The sequence below is a fragment of the Capnocytophaga sp. oral taxon 338 str. F0234 genome, assembly GCF_000192225.1.
In the GTDB taxonomy this organism is placed as follows: domain Bacteria; phylum Bacteroidota; class Bacteroidia; order Flavobacteriales; family Flavobacteriaceae; genus Capnocytophaga.
This window is the reverse complement of record NZ_GL872413.1, coordinates 1967688-1982911: the sequence shown is the minus strand read 5'-3', so window position 1 is coordinate 1982911 and position 15224 is coordinate 1967688. Positions and strand designations below refer to the sequence as shown.

The following is a 15224-nucleotide window of genomic DNA, read 5'->3' as shown; positions in this document are numbered from 1 at the left end:
ATATAATATTTAACCTTATTTGTGATTTACAACATAAATATAACTTTATTTTTAGGTAGGAATTATACCCTTTACTATTAACTAATACTACAATTAACATATTTTTTTAACTTTGATATAAAATAAAAGAGTATTTTTGCACATTAATTTTTTTACAATGGAGACATTTTTCATCAGAGTAGGACAATTGTTATTAAGCCTGTCTATCATAGTGATTCTGCATGAGTTAGGGCATTTTATTCCAGCCAAATTATTTAAAACAAGAGTAGAAAAATTTTTTCTATTTTTTGATGTAAAATTTGCACTGTTCAAAAAGAAAATTGGAGAGACTATCTATGGAATAGGGTGGCTTCCTCTGGGAGGGTATGTAAAAATAGCTGGAATGATAGATGAAAGTATGGATAAGGAACAACTGGCAAAACCTGCTGAACCCTGGGAATTCAGAAGCAAACCTGCTTGGCAACGACTTATTATCATGGTGGGAGGTGTTACTGTCAATCTTATATTGGGATTCTTTATCTATGCCATGATTTTTGGTGTTTGGGGGAGAGATGAACTTCGCCCCAGTGATGTACCTCACGGATATGAAGTAAGTGATACTATGAAATCTTATGGTTTCTCAAATGGAGATATTCCTCTGAAAGTCAATGGGACTGATTTGAATGATACTTTTTCTATCAATAGGATGATTTTAGTACGTAAAGTAGAGAATATTACTGTACAGAAAGCGGATGGTAGCATTCAGACTATTAGTGTTCCAGATAGTATCGGCATGCAAGTATTTCGTAATGATAAAACTCCTCTCTCTTTTATCAAGCGTAGGACTACTGAAATTGACTCTGTTTTAGTAGATTCTCCTGCTCGAAAAGCAGGAATGGAAAAAGGTGATCATATCATAGATATTAATGGAAATAAGACTTCTTTCTTTGATCAGGTAAAAGATTATCTTATTGAAGGAGAAAATAAGATTCAGGTACTTAGAAATGGTGAGGTAAAGGATCTTACTATTATTCCTGAAAATGGGCTCTTAGGAATAATGGGAGGTCATTTCTATGATAGTAAAAGTACTCATGTGAATTACTCCTTCTTTCAAGCTATAAAAACGGGTATCAGTTATGGCTATTGGACATTACATGATTATATTGTCCAATTTAAATATATCTTCACCAAGAAGGGGGCAAGTCAAGTAGGAGGTTTTGGAGCTATGGCAAAAATGTTTGAAGCTCAATGGGATTGGTTACGCTTTTGGGAAAGTACTGCGCTAATTTCTATTATATTAGCTTTCATGAATATTTTGCCTATTCCTGCTCTTGATGGAGGACATATTGTATTCCTACTTTATGAAATAGTAACAGGTAGAAAACCTAAGGAAAAAGTATTAGAATATGCTCAAGTGATAGGAATTATTATCCTTTTTGCCTTACTTATTTATGCTAATGGAAATGATATTTATCGTTGGCTTACAGGAGGAAAGCATTAGACAAGATATGTCCCAAAAATGAGCACTGAAAGAGATAAAAACGCAAAGCTCCACAATAAGGTCTCTCTCAACCAATAGCGCCTAATCCGCCCAATAATTATAGTTAAAGAAAGTGCAGTAGGAAAGGTCAGATATATCCATCCTACTGCATTTTTTTCTGGAAAAAGAATAATCCCCAAGATACCCACGATAGCTATTTTTATGAGAAATCTTGAATAATAACGTTTGTAAGGCTTCCAAAAAGCCCAAGAAGTAATGGTAATAGTTAATAGAAGGATTCCCACCAATGGAATATACTTATATTGTAGATAGGAATCTAAAGAGAAATTAGGAACAAATTGAAAGTGGAGGAGCAATTTCTCTTCTACGTCTAAGGAGATTGCTATTGCTAAAATTAAAATAGACAAAAGCATAAAAGACACCATAGGAATTAACATATTTCTGAATCGCTTCCCTGGATAAATGAGAATATGTATCCATAGTAACAATAATGAAAGTATAGAAGGAAGAAAAAATAAACTTGCTATAAAAATAAGCATAGAAGCATTAAAAAAGACCTCTCTGCCATCTATATTTCTTAGACTAATAATCTGATAAAATAAAAATAAAATACATGTATTAGCAACTATTATTGCAGCATCCACATAAACTTCTGGAAAGAGAGAACCTAATAAAATCCAAAAGAAAGGCACCAATAAATTTCCCTCACTTAATTGATTTTTTCTAACCATTAGTGTTATTACAGAAATATCAACTAATAATAAGAAAGATATAAAAATAGTTTCTAATATATTTACCAAAGAAAAAGGCAAAGAAAGCAAGGAAAATCTGTATAAAAATATTTGCAATACTCCTATTCCATATATGGTGAATAAACGTGCTGTCTTTGTGGTATTAAGAAAGTTATAAAACATTTAGTTAGATATTGTTAGAAAATCACCATTAGTAACTACTTGATAATTAAGCATTGGATAGGGAGAATTCCCTGTTTGAGGTTGCCCATTAAGCAAACTATATCGTACTCCATTACAAGGGCAGTACATAAAATAATTATTATCTTCAAGAGTCATTTGGCTACACTCAGAAAGCGCTTGTGAAGGACAAGCGCGATCCCAGGCGTAATAACTGTTTCCCACATTTGCCACTACAACTCCTCTAAGCCCTATATTATCAATCAGCACGGCATTCCCTGGTATTTTAAGTTTATTATATTCTACCAAACGAAGATTAATAGTTCTACTGAATTTAGCCTCTTGTAGGAAAGGGTTTCGTTGTATATCATTTTTTTTACAAGCAATAAATAGCAATAAAAATAAAGCTACCATGCAAAAATATTTATTCTTCATGTTCATTTCCAGTGAGTTGTTTCCATAATCTTACGGATATCATTTTTTAAATAAATAGCTGCAGGATAGATAGAATCAAAATTAGGACGTACCTTGAAATAAATGGATCCTGTTATAAAATGCTTTGTACTATCTGTAATATAGAATTGAGATTGAGAAGCAGCATTTCCATCAACTTCATAAAACATACCATATACTTTATCCTTCTCATTTAAGTAAGGTTGTTCTATAATATTAGTAGCCTTGATAGTATGTTCGTAAGTAAAGTTCTGGGCATCACGAAGTAGGTTGGTTAAATTATCCTTAACAGGCTTATAGGTTATATATATAGTTGCTCTCATAGAAGGATAATCCAAATTCAGACTACAATTATCCTGTTTGCTCAATTTAGAATTCGTGTTTTTCTGAAAAGAAAAAGGACAATCTAATGACAAAGTATCATACTGAGGTACCCCGTACTCTAAGCGGAGAAAAGCCTTTGGTTTTGGTTGTACATCTGAATTACAACTTATTAAAAATAGCCCTATACAAATAATAATAGTTCTATAGATCATTTGATAGTAACTCTTAATTGTTTTATTCGTTTTTTATCAATATTTTCAACTGTGAAGGTATAATCCTCGAAAAGAACCACTTGCTTTTTTTCAGGAAATACCCCTATAAGCTCTAAAAGAAATCCTGCAATAGTTTCACTTTCCCCACGTACCTTTTCAAAATTCTCTTGTTTTTCTTCATTAATATTCAATATTCTGTAAAAATCCTTCAAGGAAGTTTTTCCATCAAATAAGAAATTATGCTCATCTATCTTAGAGAAAAAGGAATCATCGGCATCATACTCATCACTTATTTCTCCTACTATTTCCTCTATAATATCCTCTAAAGTGACTACTCCCAAAGTTCCTCCATATTCATCAACTACTATAGCCAGATGAATCTTTTTTTGTTGGAATTCAGCTAATAAATCATCTAACTTCTTATTTTCAGGGACGAAAAAGGCTTTTCGCTTAATTTGATTCCATTCAAAATCTTTTTCATCAAGATATGGCAACAGATCTTTTGCATAAATAATTCCTGTAATTTTATCAATATTCTCCTGATATACAGGTACTCTTGAATATCCGTTTTCTTGAATAAAAGCAAGTACTTCTTGGTAAGTCATCGTTTCATCTATGGCAGATATATCTATTCTTGGACGCATTACTGCACGAATGTCTGTATTACCAAAAGAGACAATCCCAGAAAGTATCTTGTGTTCTTCCTGAGTGGTATCCTCCTCTGAAGTAAGTTCTAACGCTTGAGAGAGCTGCCCTATAGAAATAGAAGAACTTTTGTGTATTTTATTGTTAATGAATGTAGTAAACGAGGTCATGGGAATACTTATCGGAGAAAGTAATATATCCAATCCTCTAATGATAGGAGACACCTTTCGAGCAAATAGGAGATTATTGCGATTAGCGTATATCTTAGGAAGAATCTCTCCACAGAGTAAGATTACAAAGGTCAAAATTCCTACATCAAAGATAGTTTTAAGCCATATAGGTAGGCTTCCCAAGAGAAACTCTCCTAAAGGAGCAAAGACTAAGACTATAGATATATTGATTAAGTTATTAGCTATAAGTATGGTAGCTAATAATCGTTGTGGCTTCTTAAGTAATTGAAGAACTATTCTATCTGAAGAACTTATTTTCCCTTCTTCTTGCTCTAAGTCAGTAGGAGAGATAGAAAACAATGCCACTTCTGCTCCTGAGATAAGAGCAGAACACCCTAAAAGAAAGATAAAAAAGAATGCTCGTATGAGCAAGTCTGCTGTAGGGGATGATAAAAATTGACTTATCGAGTCTGTGTCCAAAATTTAAAAATTAGTTATACAATCAAGAATGTTTAAAAAACCATTCTCTTTATTTTATTTGAAAAAGGTATTTCTCTTCAAGAAGGAGCTATTATCAAGATTAAAACCTACTTATGATACAGCTCCATTATTCTTTGATGTCAAGAATTTAACATCTATAACAATAATTTCTGTAACATAGCGAAGAGAATTATCCTGTGCTTTATATTGTCGTGTGCGCAACTTACCCTCCACATAGATAAGGTCTCCCTTCTTCACATATTTAGCAGTAGTCTCAGCTAATTTATTACTAAACACCAAATTATGCCACTGAGTATTTTCTACTTTTTCTTGCGTATTTTTATCTGTATAGGATTCATCCGTTGCTAATGATACTTGTCCTATACAAGAGTCCTTCTCAAAATAGGTTAGCTTTATATCATTACCTAACCTACCTATAAGCATTACTTTATTAAGAGTTCCATTCATAATTAAAATTTTCCTCAAAGATACGTTATCTTTCAAAAATATCCAATGTTTTTAGGAATTTTATAATCAGAATTGGCATAGGATATTCATATATAGAAGAAAAAGGAATTCCTTCTGTTAATTTTTCCTCAAGAGTAACTTTCCAAAAAAATGCATGTATATACTGATGTGTAAGCTTATGGACAAAGGTTGTTATATATTTTTCTACTTGTACCGCTTTAGGATATTTTTCTTTTATCCTCTTTATAAGTAAACTATCCTCTATAGTATTCTCCTTTAGTTCTATAAGGGGAAATTCGTATAAGCCTTGCCATATATCTTTTTCTTTTCGCTTCTCCAGAGAGGTTTGTCCTTGAGTATCTATAAGTATACAATAATGAAAATAGCGATATGTGATCTTTGTTTTAGGTAGCTTCACTGGGAGTTGATTTACTTTCTGTAGCTTATACGCCAAGCACTTACCGTTCATTACACATTGGGAACAATTAGGAGATTGAGGCTTACACTGTATAGCTCCAAAATCCATGATAGCTTGATTATATTCTCCCGCCCTTTTTTTATCTAATAAACAGGTCGCCAATTGCTTAAAATATTTTATTCCTTCCGAGGAATTAATAGGAAGTTCTATATCAAAGATGCGACTCAATACTCTATAAACATTTCCATCTACAGTTGCTTTAGGTTCATTAAAACAAATAGAAGCTATAGCACTTGCCGTATAATCTCCTACTCCTTTAAGGAGTAATAATTTATCATAAGTCATGGGGAAAACCCCTTGCAACTCATCAGTAATATACTTTGCTGCCAAATGGAGGTTTTTTGCTCTTGAATAATAGCCTAAACCTTGCCAAACTTTGAATATTTTTTCCTCAGAAGCTTCAGCAAGAGCCTGTATTGTAGGAAAATTCTTTATAAAGTTCAAATAATAAGGTAAGCCTTGTGATATGCGAGTCTGCTGTAAAATTACCTCTGAAAGCCAAACATAATAAGGATTTTTTACTCCTCTCCAAGGCAAGTCTCGCTTATGAATTCCATACCATTGAAGTAAAATTTTTGAAAAGTCAGCAAAATCCTCTCCCATAGATATGCTTATTATATTTCAGCTATTACATCTATTCCGCCTTTCACCTTCTGACCAAGAGTTACTTTAATTTTGGCAGAGAGAGGTAAATAGATATCCACTCGAGAACCGAACTTAATAAATCCAGCATCAGCACCTTGCACTACTATATTTCCTTCTTTGGCATAATTAACAATACGTTTGGCAAGAGCTCCTGCTATTTGTCGGTACATAATCTTTCCAAATCGCTCACTTTCAATAACTATAGTTGTTCTCTCGTTCTCCTCAGAGGCTTTAGGATGCCAAGCTACTAAGTACTTACCTGGATGATATTTACTATATACAACCTTTCCACTGATTGGATAACGAGTAACATGTACATTTAAGGGGGACATAAAAACAGATACCATGCGCCTCTTATCTTTAAAATATTCCTTCTCCTCAACCTCCTCAATAACCACTACTTTTCCATCTACTGAGGAAATAATATGATCAAGACTCAAGGGTGTATTGCGCTTAGGATTCCTAAAAAATTGCAGAATTAACAGGAAAAACATGAGGACTATAATTTCTAAAACAATAGATAAATCTATAGATACAAGAGCATCTATTAGGAAAAATAATCCCATTGTTATTACTGCACTTATAAAAATAATTTTTGTACCTTCTTTATGGAACATATCTTTTAATCTTTATCATTAAAAATGCTGCTAACTCTTTAATAAGGGGCTATAACAAAGGCTGCTGGATAGCTTCCCTTTACTTTAGTTAATGCTTTTTCTGCTTCTAATCGTGTACGAAACATTCCTATTCTTACCTTATAATTGGGTGTTTCAAAAGTTAATGAGCAAGGATAACTAAACTTTGAAGCGGCTCTCTTAATCTGTTCATTTGCCTCAGAGATATTACCATTATATATCTGAATCTGATAAGTTTTCTCTTGCTTAGCAAATTCCTTTTTTACCTCCATAAGGTCTTTAATTTGTTGGCTTTGATTAATTTTCAATTGTTGTGAAAAAGTATATTGACTGAAAAAGAAGAATCCTACAGCCATTAAAAAATAAAATCTTTTCATTGTCTTAATAATTTAGGGGCAAATGTACAACTTTTTTTGAAAAATAAATATTTTTATTTCCTTTACTTCTTCGTTTGAGAGATAATATACTATAGATTAGTTAAATATGCTTTTTTAAATCAACCATAAAGAAATTGCTTTATTCACAAAATATGCTTACTTTTGCCCTATGTTTACAAGACTCTCATGAACACTACCAAGTATATTTTTGTAACAGGAGGAGTTACCTCCTCTTTAGGAAAGGGAATCATTGCTGCTTCGCTTGCTAAACTCTTACAAGCCAGAGGATATAGGGTTACTATCCAAAAATTAGATCCTTATATTAATATAGATCCTGGAACTCTTAACCCTTATGAGCATGGAGAGTGCTATGTTACTGAGGATGGTGCCGAAACAGACCTAGACTTGGGGCATTATGAACGTTTCCTTAATGTATATACCTCACAAGCCAATAATGTAACTACAGGGCGCATCTATCAAAGTGTTATAGAGAAGGAGCGCCGAGGCGAATTCTTAGGAAAAACTGTACAAGTAATCCCTCACATCACCAATGAGATAAAGTACCGTATTCAGCTTCTTGGAAAGAGTGGGGAGTATGATATTGTTATTACTGAAATTGGAGGTACTGTAGGAGATATAGAATCTCTCCCCTATATAGAAGCTGTTCGACAATTACAATGGGAATTAGGAGATAATAATGTTATTGTGATACATTTAACTTTAGTCCCATTCTTAGCTGCAGCAGGAGAATTAAAGACAAAACCTACCCAGCATAGTGTAAAAACACTTATGGAGAGTGGACTCAAAGCAGATGTATTAGTCTGTCGTACAGATAGAGATCTTCCTGATGAATTACGAGGGAAATTGGCTCTCTTCTGCAATGTAAAGAAGGAAGCTGTCATTCAATCTATTGATGTTCCCACCATCTATGATGTTCCTAATCTAATGCTTTTAGAAGGATTAGACAGTGTAGTTCTTAAGAAATTGTCCTTATCCGATGCCACTGCACCTGACCTTACTAAGTGGAATACTTTTCTCCAACGTCACAAGAACCCCAAGCATCGTGTACGGATAGGTCTGGTAGGTAAGTATGTGGAGTTACCTGACGCTTACAAATCCATTTTAGAAGCCTTCATACATGCAGGAGCAGAAAATGAAGTAAAAGTGGAAGTTTCCATGATTCACTCTGAATATTTAGATGATGGCAATTTATCCGATAAGCTTAGTGGACTTGATGGAGTACTTGTTGCTCCTGGTTTTGGAGAGAGAGGTTTAGAAGGGAAAATCAAGGCTATTCAATATGTGCGAGAACATAATATCCCTTTTCTAGGAATATGTTTAGGTATGCAAATGGCTGTAATTGAGTTTGCTCGTCATGTTGCTGGTTTTGAGAATGCTAATACTGCAGAAGTAAATCCTGATACCTTGTATAAGGTGATTGATCTTATGCAAGAACAAAAGAATATAACTCAAAAAGGAGGAACTATGCGCCTTGGTGCTTGGGATTGTATACTCTCCAAGGGAAGTAAGATATATGAAGTATATAAGCAAGAACTCATATCCGAACGCCATCGCCATCGGTATGAATTCAATAATGAATATCGTAAACCTTTAGAAGAAGCGGGGTTGCTCTGTTCTGGTATTAATCCTATCACTGGTTTAGTAGAAGTAATAGAACTCCCTTCACATCCCTGGTTTATAGGGGTACAGTATCACCCTGAATACAAAAGTACCGTAGCACGACCTCATCCTCTTTTTGTTGCTTTTGTTCGTGCTGCTTTAAAATATAAATTAGAAAAATAAATTTATTGAATATTCTAAAATTGTTTGTATCTTTGCCCTCCAAAGAAGTTACTCATAATTTTTAAGTATATAATAGAAAATCAATCTATGGAAGAAAAGCGTACGAATATTTATTCACTTATAGGTATGATGCTTATGTTTATTATACTTATGTACTATATGTATAATCATCAACCTACAAAACCTAATACTCAAACATCCACTAAAGAAACTACACAGGTTCAAAAGACATCTACTGATAATGTGCCTACAGCTACCATTCCTACAGATTCTTTAGAACTGAGTAAGTACCAAGAACAGTTAGGCGCTTTTGGTTATTCAGCAGTACTTCCTTCTGCTAAAGAAGGAAGCTATACCGAAATAGAAAATGAACTCTTAAAACTGAAAGTAAGTAATAAAGGAGGGCAAATCATAGAACTCCTTGTAAAGAATCAAAAGACATACCAAGGGAAACCTGTATATCTGGTCAAAGATAATAATGCTTCTTTCTCTATAGAACTTGCTACCAATGATAATCGTACTTTACATACGAAGGACTTATACTTTGAGCCTTCTCTTTCAGGAAATACTCTCTCCATGAAACTTAAAGTATCAGCTACCCAATACCTTGAATATACCTATATGCTCCATCCTAATGAATATTTGCTTGACTTTAGTATTCATAGTGTAGGATTAAGCAATGTTCTTAATACTGGAAAAGTTCCTGTTCTCTCTTGGAATCTCACTGCTCGCCGTATGGAAAAGAGCGTTACTTATGAAGATAGATATGTTCAAGCTATTGTACAATATGAAGATAACAGAGATGATAAACTCAGCGCTGGAGGAGAAGATTCTGAAGAATTCAAGCAAATACATTGGATAGATTTCAAGCAACATTTATTTAGTTCTTTTCTTATTACGGATAAACCTTTTGCCACAGGGAAACTTTCTTCTAAGAACTTAGCAAATTCAGAGGGAGAAAATGTTCGAAAAACGAAGGATTTCTCTGCTGTATTCCCTATTGCTTATAACTCTGGAGAGATTAGTGAATCTTTGCACTTCTATTACGGTCCTTCAGATTATCATTTATTAAAGAAATATGATAAAGAATATGAACTTACCAAGGCGATTCCTCTTGGTTGGGGGATCTTTGGTTGGATTAACAAATGGTTTGTTATTCCTGTATTTGACTTTTTAAGTAAATTTATGTCCATGGGATTGGCAATCATTGTGCTAACAATTATTGTGCGCATACTACTTTCTCCTGTTCAATATAAGTCATATCTATCACAAGCTAAGATGAAGGTACTTCGTCCTGAAATAGAAGAGATTAACAATAAATATAAAGGCCAAGAGAATGCTATGAAACGTCAACAGGAAACGATGGCTCTTTATAGTAAAGCAGGTGTGAATCCTCTCAGTGGCTGTATTCCTGCACTTTTGCAAATGCCTGTTTTCTTTGCTCTATTTAGTTTCTTCCCTACTGCTTTTATGCTTCGCCAAGAATCTTTCCTATGGGCAAATGACCTATCATCGTATGACTCTATTGCGCAACTCCCCTTTAGTATACCTTTTTATGGAAATCACGTTAGCTTATTTCCTATTTTAGCCTCTGTAACTCTACTCATATATATGCTTATGACAGCAGGGCAAACACAACAACCACAACAGGAAGGGATGCCTAATATGAAGTTTATGATGTATATCTCTCCTCTTATGATGCTATTCTTTTTCAATAACTATGCTAGTGGATTGAGTCTGTATTATTTTATATCTAACCTTATCACTATCTTTATAATGCTGGCTATCAAGTACTGGATTATTGATGATAAACGTATTCATGCCAAAATACAGGAGAACAAACAAAAACCTCGTAAGGAAAGTAAGTTCCAACGAAAGATGCGTGAAATGATGGAACAAGCCGAGGCGCAGCGTAATGCACAAAATAAAAAGAAATAAGGACTTTAAGGGTCAGTAGTCAGTTCACACTGATTACTGACCTTTTCCCTATTATCTAAAAAGCCTTACTATGGGCTTAATATAAATATTAACCATTTTAAATATTAACAACATGAGTATCATTTTAGATGTACATGCCCGACAAATCCTCGATTCAAGAGGTAATCCTACCGTTGAGGTAGATGTAGTAACCGATAGTGGCGCCAAAGGACGTGCTGCTGTTCCTTCTGGAGCCTCTACAGGAGAATATGAGGCCGTAGAACTACGTGATGGAGGTAAGGAATATTTAGGTAAAGGTGTACAAAAAGCTGTAGAAAATGTGAATGACATTATTGCCGAAGAGATTATAGGTATGAATGTCTTTGACCAAAATTTGATAGATAAGGTACTTATCGAGCTTGATGGCACTCCTAATAAATCCAAATTGGGAGCAAATGCTATTCTTGGTGTCTCTTTAGCTGTTGCTAAAGCCGCTGCTACAGAATTAGGAATTCCTTTATTCCGCTACGTAGGAGGGGTAAGTGCTAATAACCTACCTGTTCCTATGATGAATATCATTAATGCAGGCTCTCACTCTGATGCACCTATTGCTTTTCAAGAATTTATGATTATGCCTATCAAAGCAAAGTCTTTTTCTCAAGCTCTACAAATGGGATCAGAGATATTCCATAACCTTAAAAAAGTACTCCATGAACGTGGACTTAGTACAGCGGTGGGGGACGAAGGAGGATTTGCTCCTACCTTTGAAGGGACAGAAGATGCTATCGAAACTATTAAAAAAGCCGTAGAAAAAGCAGGATACAAATTCGGTGACGAGGTAAAAATAGCTCTTGACTGTGCTTCTTCTGAGTTCTATGATAATGGAATCTATGATTATACCAAGTTTGAAGGAGAAAAAGGTAAAAAGCGTACTTCCGCTGAGCAAGTAGCTTATCTTACTGAACTGGTAAACAAATATCCTATTATCTCTATTGAAGATGGAATGGATGAGAATGATTGGGATGGTTGGAAACAACTTACCCAAGCTATAGGAGATCGTGTGCAATTAGTAGGAGATGACCTTTTTGTTACCAATGTGGAAAGATTGGAAAAAGGAATCCAACTTGGAGTTGCTAACTCCATTCTTATTAAGGTAAATCAAATAGGGACTCTTACTGAAACTATTGCTGCAGTGGATATGGCACATCGTGCAGGCTATACCTCCATTATGTCCCATCGTTCAGGAGAGACAGAGGATAATACCATTGCTGATCTTGCAGTAGCTCTTAATACTCGTCAAATTAAAACAGGATCTGCTTCTCGTTCTGACCGTATGGCAAAATACAATCAACTCCTTCGTATAGAAGAAGAATTGGATGAAGTCGCTTACTACCCACAGGAACAAGCTTTCCGTGTAAAGAACTAATAATTTCATTCACCTCTTTTAAGGATAAGCATATTTTTTAGTTATAAACTTTGTCTTTAGTAAAAACTTTTCCAAATCACAAGTGTTTGGAAAAGTTTTTGTATTTTTGCTGCAATTATACAGAAATATAACTTTTAAATTAGTCATATCATGAAATTAGATATTTTAGCCTTTGGAGCACATCCTGATGATGTAGAACTTGGAGCAGCAGGTACCCTCTCCAAAGAAATAAGTCTTGGAAAAACTGTGGGAATTATTGACCTTACCCAAGGAGAGTTGGGTACTCGTGGTAGTGCAGAACTCCGTAGGAAAGAAGCCGATGAGGCTGCTCGTATCCTTGAGATAAAAGTACGTGAAAACTTATGTTTTGCCGATGGTTTCTTTGTTAATGATAAAGAGCATCAAATAGAGGTCATTAAAAAAATCCGCAAGTATCGCCCTGAAATTGTTATTTGTAACCCCTTTGATGATAGGCATATTGATCATGGCAAAGGAGGGAAGCTCGTTAGTGATGCCTGTTTCCTAAGTGGCTTGCGCCGTATCGAAACTACTGACGAAAATGGTACTCCTCAGGAGGCTTGGCGTCCCAAAGTGGTCTATCACTATATTCAATGGAAAGACTTGCGCCCCGATTTTGTGGTGGATATCACAGGCTTCTTAGGTAAAAAACTGGAAGCCGTCCTTGCTTATCGCTCTCAGTTTCTGGATGAAAATACTAAGGAACCTCAAACCCTTATCAATAGCCAAAACTTTCGTGATAGTATTACCTATCGTGCACAGGACTTAGGGCGACTTATCAATAAGGAATATGCTGAAGGATTCAATGTCGAACGTTATGTAGCCGTTAAGAATCTTAGCGACCTGATATAGTAGAGGCTTTGTTCATTAGTATTGGTGGCTAGTAACTCAAAATTTCTATTATATCTGTAAGAACCGAATTATACTTTGATGGGATAAAGGAGGCATTCTTCATATCAGTTTGAGATGAAAAGAAGAACAGATGCGGAAATCAAGTATCTACCTTTTCGATGAAGTGACTTTTGAATTAGAAGTTTGATCTTGAGAGAGAGAGGATGAATTTTTTATACGTTGGATGGTAGGACAAGAAAGCCAACGAGTAGAAATAGTTCTTTATAACATTTGTTGAAAGCAAGTGGTAGAGCGTTTTTAACTGATTTATTGCACTTGCTAATTGAATTGACTATTCATAATATTGCCTAGCTGAGCAATATTATGAACAACAAGGACCTATTCAAAGTCTTTACTAAAAAATTTAACTTATTAATGGAACTTACATGTTGTTGATTCTATTATAGAAGTAATCTTTTATTTAGCAGATTCTGTATTATCCCTAAACATATATTTATTATAAATAAATACAGAAATAGCTGTGAAGGCTCCCATAGCAACTACTACAAACCATAGCTTGTTAGGCTGATAATTATTCCATAGAAAATCAATCAACTGACTGTGAGTCATCTGGAGTTTCTCTTGTGCATATTCAAAATATTGTCTTTTACTTAATCCTTCAGGAACTGTGATATTTCGTTTTGATATTTCTATCTGTAAAAGAGAATATTTATCAGACCACTTTTCATATAAATTTCCTGTAACAAAGCCTGTAAGATAATTAGCGGCTGCTACAGGTAAGAAAGAAGTACCTTGATAAAGAGCTTCTTTTCCCTTTGGGGTAATCTGTGCAATAAAAGCTGAAATAGTAGGACCTGTTACCATTTCTCCTATAGCGAAGATAACTGTTCCAATAATAGTAAACCATACATTGTTAAAGAAAAAAGTAAGTACAACACCTACAGTTGCAATAGCTGTCCCACGAATAAGTGCATTTACTTGTTTCATTTTCATTACAATATAAGAAATGGTTACTTGAAAGAAGATAATCATTACACAATCAATATTTCCGTACCATTCGGCTTTAATTTGTCCGTTTTCAGTAAGGGTCGTTCCTAAGAAAGGTAGATTTTGGTTAATCCAATTGCTCTGTGGAGTGGAGTCCACCCAGTCCTCTATGAAATTGGGAAGGGTATAGAAGAGTTGATTATACACCAACCAATAACCTATCATAAATACAAGCAGAATAGATAAACGTTTATCCTTTAGAGCTTCTATAATATTTTTAAAAGAACCTTTTATTTCAATGAGGATAGGTATATTATATTCTCTTCGTATTTTTTTCTCCTTATAAAAGAATAAGACAACTAATAAGTTAATAAGGATTACTATAGTTGCTTGTAGAAAAATAATACGCCATCCCATAGTGGTACGTAGGTAAGAAGAAAGAGCAGGACCAAAAAAACCTCCAATATTTGCCATCATATAGAAGAGACCAAAACCCATAGTGTTTGTCTTTTCATCGGAGGAACGAGCAATAATTCCAGAGGCTACAGGTTTAAAAAAACTTCCTCCTATAGCTGCAAATAAAAACGCTAGATATACTGCCCAATAGGTGCTAACGGTTCCCATTAAGTAATAACCTGTTCCTATAATTATAAAGGCAATAATCAGAGAAAGCTTATAACCAATACGATCGGCAATCACCCCAAAGAAAAGAGGTAGAAAAAATTGAATAGCCGTTACATTAGCTAATATATTTCCTTTTTCTATATGGCTTAATCCTAATCCTCCCTCATCAGTAGAAGCAACTAAGTAGAGCCCTAAGAGAGAAAAAATACCAAACCATGCACCACGTTCCATAATTTGAAGAAAATTTACAATCCAAAAAGTAGATGAAAATGATCTAAATGTTTGTAGAAGTGAAGGTTTGCTTTCTGACATTTTTATA

General features: G+C 34.4%; 14 protein-coding genes. 5 read left to right on the top strand and 9 right to left on the bottom strand.

Going from position 1 to position 15224, the window contains the following annotated elements; all coding sequences use genetic code 11:
* Positions 1 to 157 precede the first annotated feature (157 nt).
* Entirely contained in the window at positions 158 to 1480 is a 1323-nt protein-coding gene (gene rseP / locus HMPREF9071_RS08945; protein WP_009746304.1) for an RIP metalloprotease RseP, read from the top strand.
* Here the strand turns inward: rseP and HMPREF9071_RS08940 are convergent.
* The 8 genes from HMPREF9071_RS08940 to HMPREF9071_RS08905 form a co-directional block, all read right to left on the bottom strand.
* Positions 1477 to 2394, bottom strand: a complete 918-nt coding sequence (locus tag HMPREF9071_RS08940) for a DUF6427 family protein (RefSeq protein WP_009746303.1) — start codon at positions 2392 to 2394, stop codon at positions 1477 to 1479. The genes rseP and HMPREF9071_RS08940 overlap by 4 nt on opposite strands.
* Positions 2395 to 2805, bottom strand: a complete 411-nt coding sequence (locus HMPREF9071_RS08935; RefSeq protein ID WP_117601744.1) for a hypothetical protein — start codon at positions 2803 to 2805, stop codon at positions 2395 to 2397. It abuts the gene before it with no gap.
* Positions 2806 to 2828: 23 nt separating this feature from the next.
* Positions 2829 to 3380: a gliding motility lipoprotein GldD gene (gene gldD, locus HMPREF9071_RS08930; protein WP_009746301.1), complete on the bottom strand. Its 552-nt coding sequence runs from the start codon at positions 3378 to 3380 to the stop codon at positions 2829 to 2831.
* On the bottom strand, positions 3377 to 4675 hold the full coding sequence (gene gldE, locus HMPREF9071_RS08925) for a gliding motility-associated protein GldE (protein WP_009746300.1): 1299 nt from the start codon (positions 4673 to 4675) through the stop codon (positions 3377 to 3379). The genes gldD and gldE overlap by 4 nt, the downstream gene beginning before the upstream one ends.
* A gap of 111 nt (positions 4676 to 4786) precedes the next feature.
* Positions 4787 to 5143, bottom strand: coding sequence for a single-stranded DNA-binding protein (locus tag HMPREF9071_RS08920; RefSeq protein WP_162859676.1), 357 nt, complete (start codon positions 5141 to 5143; stop codon positions 4787 to 4789).
* A 25-nt stretch (positions 5144 to 5168) separates the two neighbouring features.
* Positions 5169 to 6224, bottom strand: coding sequence for an A/G-specific adenine glycosylase (gene mutY / locus HMPREF9071_RS08915; protein WP_009746298.1), 1056 nt, complete (start codon positions 6222 to 6224; stop codon positions 5169 to 5171).
* Positions 6225 to 6235: 11 nt separating this feature from the next.
* Entirely contained in the window at positions 6236 to 6883 is a 648-nt protein-coding gene (locus HMPREF9071_RS08910; RefSeq protein ID WP_009746297.1) for a phosphatidylserine decarboxylase family protein, read from the bottom strand.
* Between the two features lie 38 nt (positions 6884 to 6921).
* On the bottom strand, positions 6922 to 7278 hold the full coding sequence (locus HMPREF9071_RS08905; RefSeq protein ID WP_009746296.1) for an SPOR domain-containing protein: 357 nt from the start codon (positions 7276 to 7278) through the stop codon (positions 6922 to 6924).
* Positions 7279 to 7464: 186 nt separating this feature from the next.
* Here HMPREF9071_RS08905 and HMPREF9071_RS08900 point away from each other — a divergent pair, with 186 nt between their 5' ends.
* The 4 genes from HMPREF9071_RS08900 to bshB1 all read left to right on the top strand — a co-directional run bounded on the left by HMPREF9071_RS08900 (position 7465) and on the right by bshB1 (position 13294).
* On the top strand, positions 7465 to 9081 hold the full coding sequence (locus HMPREF9071_RS08900; protein WP_009746295.1) for a CTP synthase: 1617 nt from the start codon (positions 7465 to 7467) through the stop codon (positions 9079 to 9081).
* An 87-nt stretch (positions 9082 to 9168) separates the two neighbouring features.
* Positions 9169 to 11019, top strand: a complete 1851-nt coding sequence (gene yidC, locus HMPREF9071_RS08895) for a membrane protein insertase YidC (protein ID WP_009746294.1) — start codon at positions 9169 to 9171, stop codon at positions 11017 to 11019.
* Between the two features lie 112 nt (positions 11020 to 11131).
* Positions 11132 to 12424 (top strand): phosphopyruvate hydratase, encoded by a 1293-nt coding sequence (eno, locus tag HMPREF9071_RS08890; RefSeq protein ID WP_009746293.1) that lies wholly within the window; start codon positions 11132 to 11134, stop codon positions 12422 to 12424.
* 150 nt (positions 12425 to 12574) lie between these two features.
* Positions 12575 to 13294, top strand: a complete 720-nt coding sequence (gene bshB1 / locus HMPREF9071_RS08885) for a bacillithiol biosynthesis deacetylase BshB1 (RefSeq protein ID WP_009746292.1) — start codon at positions 12575 to 12577, stop codon at positions 13292 to 13294.
* A gap of 456 nt (positions 13295 to 13750) precedes the next feature.
* Here bshB1 and HMPREF9071_RS08880 read toward each other — a convergent pair whose 3' ends face one another.
* Complete coding sequence (locus HMPREF9071_RS08880) at positions 13751 to 15217, bottom strand: MFS transporter (protein ID WP_009746291.1); 1467 nt, start codon at positions 15215 to 15217, stop codon at positions 13751 to 13753.
* Positions 15218 to 15224 lie beyond the last annotated feature (7 nt).

What these genes read in the sequence shown, in the direction of transcription:
- rseP (WP_009746304.1), top strand. Translation starts at nt 158, where the DNA reads ATGGAGACATTTTTCATCAGAGTAGGACAATTGTTATTAAGCCTGTCT.
- HMPREF9071_RS08940 (WP_009746303.1), bottom strand. Translation starts at nt 2,394, where the DNA reads ATGTTTTATAACTTTCTTAATACCACAAAGACAGCACGTTTATTCACC.
- HMPREF9071_RS08935 (WP_117601744.1), bottom strand. Translation starts at nt 2,805, where the DNA reads ATGGTAGCTTTATTTTTATTGCTATTTATTGCTTGTAAAAAAAATGAT.
- gldD (WP_009746301.1), bottom strand. Translation starts at nt 3,380, where the DNA reads ATGATCTATAGAACTATTATTATTTGTATAGGGCTATTTTTAATAAGT.
- HMPREF9071_RS08920 (WP_162859676.1), bottom strand. Translation starts at nt 5,143, where the DNA reads ATGAATGGAACTCTTAATAAAGTAATGCTTATAGGTAGGTTAGGTAAT.
- mutY (WP_009746298.1), bottom strand. Translation starts at nt 6,224, where the DNA reads ATGGGAGAGGATTTTGCTGACTTTTCAAAAATTTTACTTCAATGGTAT.
- HMPREF9071_RS08910 (WP_009746297.1), bottom strand. Translation starts at nt 6,883, where the DNA reads ATGTTCCATAAAGAAGGTACAAAAATTATTTTTATAAGTGCAGTAATA.
- HMPREF9071_RS08905 (WP_009746296.1), bottom strand. Translation starts at nt 7,278, where the DNA reads ATGAAAAGATTTTATTTTTTAATGGCTGTAGGATTCTTCTTTTTCAGT.
- HMPREF9071_RS08900 (WP_009746295.1), top strand. Translation starts at nt 7,465, where the DNA reads ATGAACACTACCAAGTATATTTTTGTAACAGGAGGAGTTACCTCCTCT.
- yidC (WP_009746294.1), top strand. Translation starts at nt 9,169, where the DNA reads ATGGAAGAAAAGCGTACGAATATTTATTCACTTATAGGTATGATGCTT.
- eno (WP_009746293.1), top strand. Translation starts at nt 11,132, where the DNA reads ATGAGTATCATTTTAGATGTACATGCCCGACAAATCCTCGATTCAAGA.
- bshB1 (WP_009746292.1), top strand. Translation starts at nt 12,575, where the DNA reads ATGAAATTAGATATTTTAGCCTTTGGAGCACATCCTGATGATGTAGAA.
- HMPREF9071_RS08880 (WP_009746291.1), bottom strand. Translation starts at nt 15,217, where the DNA reads ATGTCAGAAAGCAAACCTTCACTTCTACAAACATTTAGATCATTTTCA.